The organism is Streptomyces sp. NPDC049577 (genome assembly GCF_040675635.1).
Taxonomy (GTDB): Bacteria; Actinomycetota; Actinomycetes; order Streptomycetales; family Streptomycetaceae; genus Streptomyces.
Genome location: NZ_JBFAPH010000392.1, coordinates 1 through 5,544, shown reverse-complemented (window position 1 = coordinate 5,544; position 5,544 = coordinate 1). Strand labels below are relative to the sequence as shown.

The window sequence follows — 5,544 nt, the reverse complement described above, 5'->3', positions numbered from 1 at the left end:
GGCGGCGGTGATGTCGTAGGCGTCGACGGTCGTGGCGAGGTTCACCCCGGACCGGTCGGTGATGTTGCCGCGCTCGGCGGCGAGCGTGACGGGGATGTAGCGGTTGACGTTGGCCCGCGCCGCGTAGGCACTGGCGTCCACCGCCTGCACCTGGAGCAGCCGCACGGTGAAGACCAGCATGACGAGCGTGAGCCCGGCGCCGATCAGCCGCAGCCGGGGCCGGGGGCTGCCGAGCCGCAGGGGCCGGGTGCCGCCCCGGTTCCGGGCCGGCGGCCGGGCGCCGGGGCGCGCGGGCGCGGGGACCGGGCGGCCGGTCCGATCGGTCCGGCCGGTCCGGCCGGTCTGCCGGGTCTGCCTGGGCGCCGTCACGTCGTCACCTCCCTGAGGGTGCCCCTGGCGGGGCAGCCGGTACTGCGGCCGGTGGGGCGGGGGTCCGGCCCGCCGAGGGCAGCGGGGCGTTCGGCAGGACCTTCTGCCCGGCGGGGGCGCGGGGCGGGGCCTGGGGCACCTCGGCGTCGTGGCCGGGCACCGGGGGCGTGACGACGCCGGGGGCCGGTACGGGCGCCGGGGGCGCGGCGGGCAGGGCGGCGGGCTGGGCGCCCGCGGAGGGCACGGGGCCGGGTACGCCGGTGACCTTGCCGTCCAGACCGAGGAAGGCGGGGCTGCCGCCGGGGATCATGCCCAGTTCGCGGGCGCGGCGCTCCAGGGCGTCGGGCGCGGCGAGCTGGTCGACCTCCTGTTGCAGCGCCTGCTGCTGATCGGTCAGCTCGGTGGTCCTGCGCTGGAGCCGGCTGAGCTCGAAGGAGCCCTGGTTGAGGGAGGAGTTGAGCAGCAGCAGCCAGATCAGCCCGGAGCCGAGCAGGACGACGACGAGCAGGACGAAGGGGGTGCGCCGCGCTCCGGCACCGGTCGGCAGCAGGCGGCCCAGGCGCGGGCCCCGGCCGCGCGCGGGGGTCACGGCACGTCCTCGCGGATGCGCTCGGCGCCGCGCAGCCGGGCGGGGGCGGCCCGCCGGTTCTCGGCGATCTCCTCCTCGGTGGGCAGCTCGGCGCCCCGGGTGAGGAGCTTCAGGCGCGGCTGGTAGCGCTCGGGGACCACCGGCAGCCCGGGCGGGGCGGTGGTGGCGGCGCCGGCGGCGAAGACGCCCTTGACGATGCGGTCCTCCAGCGACTGGTACGACAGCACGGCGATGCGGCCGCCGACCGAGAGCGCGGCCACGGCGGCGGGGATGGCCCGCTCGACGCTGGCGAGCTCGCCGTTGACCTCGATGCGCAGGGCCTGGAAGGTGCGCTTGGCGGGGTTGCCGCCGGTGCGCTTGGCGGCCTGCGGCAGCGCGTCGCGGATGAGCTGGACCAGCCGGGCGCTGTTGGTGAAGGGCTCCTTCTCGCGCTCGCGCACGATGGCGGAGACGATGCGCTTGGCCTGCTTCTCCTCGCCGTAGGCGCGCAGGATGCGGACCAGTTCGCCGGGCGGGTAGGTGTTGAGGACGTCGGCCGCGCTGATGCCCTTGGTCTGGTCCATGCGCATGTCCAGGGGCGCGTCCTGGGCGTAGGCGAAGCCGCGGTCGGCCTCGTCGAGCTGCATGGAGGAGACGCCGAGGTCGAAGAGGACGCCCTGGACCTTCTCGACGCCCAGTCGCTTGAGCACGTCGGGCAGCTCGTGGTAGACGGCCCGGACCAGCGTGGCGCGGTCACCGAAAGGGGCCAGACGCTCGCCGGCGAGGGCGAGGGCGGTCGGGTCGCGGTCGAGGGCGATCAGTCGGCACTCGGGGAACCGGGTGAGCAGCGCCTCGCTGTGGCCGCCGGCGCCGAGGGTGCAGTCGACGACGACCGCGCCGGGCTCGGACAGGGCGGGTGCGAGCATGTCCAGACAGCGCTGGAGCATGACGGGGACGTGTCGCGCGTTGCTGCTCATGCGCCCTTCTGAGAGGTACGGACAGACGCCGGCGGTACGCACCGCCGGGTCCCCGCCCGCTCGAAGGGGAAGCGGCCGTTCTGGCGCCGGGGAAGTGACGCCAGGGCGACCGGGAGCGGGAGGAGGCCGAGGGATGCGTACGCATGGCGCACGTGCGGTCGGTATCGGTTCCAAGGGGAGCGTCAGGCCTCCCACTTCGCGCCACTTTAGTCCACTCGTCCCCTCGGTCAACCAACCGGCCAGCGCGTCACGCCACGGGTGTGCGACGAGTGCGGGAGGGTGACGGACCGGCGTGTTCACCCGTTCGGCGCCACGGCCCGCACACTTGTGGCATACCTCACAGACGCCCGGTCCGGCAGGCTTTGGCCCAGGGTCCGGGGAGCCGAGCGGGGAATCGCCGACTACCTTCGTGCCTATGTCGATACCAGCGCGTCAGCAGCCCCAGCCCCAGCCCGCCGGTTCCGAGCCCGCCGAGTCCTCGGTGATCGACCGCCTCGTCGAGCACAACGCGGAGTACGCGGCCGCCTTCACCGACCCCGGCATGGACGCCCGGCCGGTCCTCAAGGTCGCGGTCGTCGCCTGTATGGACGCCCGCCTCGACCTGCACGCCGCGCTCGGCCTGGAGCTCGGCGACTGCCACACCATCCGCAACGCCGGCGGCGTGGTCACCGATGACATCATCCGTTCGCTCACGATCAGCCAGCGTGCCCTGGGCACCCGCTCGGTCGTGCTGATCCACCACACCGGCTGCGGTCTGCTGAACCTGACCGAGGACTTCCGGCACGAGCTGGAGGCCGAGGTCGGCCAGCGCCCGTCGTGGGCGGTGGAGGCGTTCAAGGACCTGGACCAGGACGTGCGCCAGTCCATGCAGCGCGTGCGGACCTCGCCGTTCCTGCCGCACACCGACGACGTGCGCGGCTTCGTCTTCGACGTGACGACCGGTCTGCTCCGCGAGATCGACCCGCGCGGCTGAACGACCGGCGCGATGCGAATGACCGGCGCGATGCCGACAAGCCATGACGGGACGGCGCGGGGCGGTCAGAATGCCTGTGTGGCGCCGCCCCCGTCCGCGGACGGTGTCCGTGCCGAGGGGTGGGCCGGTCCGTACCCGCGGGCCGCGGCCGACGAGAGAGGGCCGAGGAGGGCCGGGTGACGACCTATGACGAGCGCGCCAGCCACGGGGGTCCCCCCGCTCCGGTGGAGCCGGGCGGGGGCGGTGAGCTGACCGCCACGGCGGACCGCGTCCGCCGGGCGGTGGAGGGGGTGATCGAGGGCAAGCCCGAGGTCGTACGGATCGCGTTGACGGTGCTGCTCGCCGAGGGGCACCTGCTGATCGAGGACGTGCCGGGGGTGGGCAAGACCATGCTCGCCAAGGCCCTGGCGCGGTCCGTCGACTGCTCGGTGCGGCGCGTCCAGTTCACCCCGGACCTGCTGCCCTCCGACATCACCGGCGTGAGCGTCTTCGACCAGCAGCGCCGCGACTTCGAGTTCAAGCCGGGCGCGATCTTCGCGCAGATCGTCATCGGCGACGAGATCAACCGCGCCTCGCCCAAGACCCAGTCGGCGCTGCTGGAGTCGATGGAGGAGCGCCAGGTCACCATCGACGGCAACAGCTACGAACTGCCCAGCCCGTTCATGGTGGTGGCCACCCAGAACCCGGTCGAGATGGAGGGCACGTACCCGCTGCCCGAGGCGCAGCGCGACCGCTTCATGGCCCGGGTGTCGATGGGCTACCCCAGCCCGGAGGCGGAGCTGCGGATGCTGGACACGCACGGCGCCGTCTCACCCCTGGACGACCTCCAGCCCGTCGCGCACGCGCACGACATCGTCAAGCTGATCGACGCGGTCCGCTCGGTGCACGTCGCCGAGCCGGTGCGGCGCTACGCGGTCGACCTGGTGGTGGCGACCCGCGTCCACCCGGACCTGAGACTGGGCGCGTCGCCGCGCGCGACGCTGCACCTGCTGCGCGCGGCGAAGGCGGCGGCGGCGCTGTCCGGGCGGGAGTTCGTGCTGCCGGACGACGTGCAGGCGCTGGCCGTGGCGGTGCTCGCGCACCGGCTGCTGCCCACCGCGCAGGCCCAGCTGAACCGGCACACGGCCGAGCAGGTCGTCCTCGACATCCTCCAGCGCACCCCCGTCCCCGACCCGTTCGCCCAGCAGCCGCCCGGCACCCGGGGCCGGTGATGGCCCCCGACCCGGACGGCGCCTGGAGCGGACCGGCCCGGGAGCGGGACCGGGGCGCGCTGCGGGCCGCCTTCTCAGGGCTGACCACGCGCGGCCGCTCCTTCCTCGCGGCGGGCCTGGCGGCCACCGGCTGCAGCTACGTCCTCGGCCAGCCGGATCTGCTGCGGGTCGGACTGCTGCTGGCCGTCCTGCCCCTGGTCTGCGTGCTCGTGCTGTCCCGCACCCGGCACCGGATCGCCGCGAGCCGGCGGCTCTCGCCGGCCCGGGTGACCGCCACCGCCGAGGCCCGGGTGAGCCTGCGCGTGGACAACGTCTCCAAGCTGCCCACCGGTCTGCTGATGCTCCAGGACCAGCTCCCGTACGTGCTGGGGCCCCGGCCGCGCTTCGTGCTCGACCGGATCGAGACGGGCGGCCGGCGCGAGGTCTCCTACCGGGTGCGCTCGGAGCTGCGCGGCCGCTTTCCGCTGGGCCCGCTCCAGCTGCGGCTGACGGACCCCTTCGGCATGTGCGAGCTGACCCGCTCCTTCAGCGCCCAGGACACGCTGACCGTCGTGCCGCGCGTCGACGCGCTGCCGCCGGTGCGGCTGAGCGGCGTGGCCTCCGGGTACGGCGACGGGCGGCACCGCTCGCTGGCCCTGGCCGGCGAGGACGACGTCATACCGCGCGGCTACCGGCACGGCGACGACCTGCGCCGGGTCCACTGGCGCTCCACCGCGCGCTACGGCGAGCTGATGGTGCGCCGCGAGGAACAGCCGCAGCGCGCCCACTGCACGGTCCTGCTGGACACGCGGGGCATCGCCTACGCGGGCGTCGGCCCGGACGCGCCCTTCGAGTGGGCGGTCTCCGGCGCGGCCTCCACGGCCGTGCACCTGCTGGAGCGCGGCTACTCGGTGCGCCTGGTGAGCGACACGGGCAACCTGCTGCCCGGCCCGGAGCCGGCCGGGCACGCCTCGGCGGAGGCGGTGGGGCTGGTGCTGGACACCCTGGCCGTGGTCGACCACTCCGAGGAGGAGACGCTCGCGGCCGCCCACGAGGCGCTGCGTTCCGGCGACGGGGGCCTGCTGGTGGGCTTCTTCGGCGACCTCGACGAGGCGCAGGCGGCCCAGGCGGGCCGCCTGCGCCGGCGCAGCACCACGGCGGTGGCCTTCGTCCTCGACTCGGCGGCCTGGGCCCCGCACGAGGGCCCCGGCCCGGAAGAGGCGGAAGCAGCCCTGCGCCTCCTCCGCGACTCGGGCTGGACGGCCATAAGGGTCACCCCGGGCGCGGCCTTCCCCGCCCTGTGGAAACTGGCCGCGGACCCCGCCGGTTCCGGTCATGCGTTCCGCAGGACCACGGGGGCGCCGGCCCCGACGGCGGGGGGCCGCCAGTCGTCGGGGTCCGCGGCCGCCGCGGTGCCGGCCCGGTCGGTCGCCAGGCACACCAGGTCGCCGTATCCGGCTCCGGCGA

At 75.0% G+C, this 5,544-nt stretch carries 5 protein-coding genes and 1 pseudogene; 3 read left to right on the top strand and 3 right to left on the bottom strand.

Going from position 1 to position 5,544, the window contains the following annotated elements; genetic code table 11:
* The 3 genes and pseudogenes from AB0K09_RS29235 to rsmH all read right to left on the bottom strand — a co-directional run.
* Nucleotides 1-369: pseudogene (locus tag AB0K09_RS29235) on the bottom strand (cell division protein); the annotation flags it as partial.
* Nucleotides 370-373: 4 nt separating this feature from the next.
* The gene (locus tag AB0K09_RS29230; RefSeq protein WP_366068422.1) at nucleotides 374-958 is read right to left on the bottom strand and encodes a septum formation initiator family protein; all 585 of its coding nucleotides are present in this window, start codon (nucleotides 956-958) and stop codon (nucleotides 374-376) included.
* Complete coding sequence (rsmH, locus tag AB0K09_RS29225) at nucleotides 955-1,914, bottom strand: 16S rRNA (cytosine(1402)-N(4))-methyltransferase RsmH (RefSeq protein WP_366068421.1); 960 nt, start codon at nucleotides 1,912-1,914, stop codon at nucleotides 955-957. Before rsmH ends, AB0K09_RS29230 begins: the two co-directional genes overlap by 4 nt.
* 415 nt (nucleotides 1,915-2,329) lie before the next feature.
* On the opposite strand from rsmH, the gene AB0K09_RS29220 reads away from it, so the two are divergent.
* The 3 genes from AB0K09_RS29220 to AB0K09_RS29210 form a co-directional block, all read left to right on the top strand.
* On the top strand, nucleotides 2,330-2,887 hold the full coding sequence (locus tag AB0K09_RS29220) for a carbonic anhydrase (RefSeq protein WP_366068420.1): 558 nt from the start codon (nucleotides 2,330-2,332) through the stop codon (nucleotides 2,885-2,887).
* A 176-nt stretch (nucleotides 2,888-3,063) separates the two neighbouring features.
* Entirely contained in the window at nucleotides 3,064-4,098 is a 1,035-nt protein-coding gene (locus AB0K09_RS29215; protein ID WP_366068419.1) for a MoxR family ATPase, read from the top strand.
* On the top strand, nucleotides 4,098-5,544 hold a 1,447-nt coding region (locus AB0K09_RS29210), incomplete at its 3' end, for a DUF58 domain-containing protein (protein ID WP_366068418.1). The genes AB0K09_RS29215 and AB0K09_RS29210, both read left to right, overlap by 1 nt.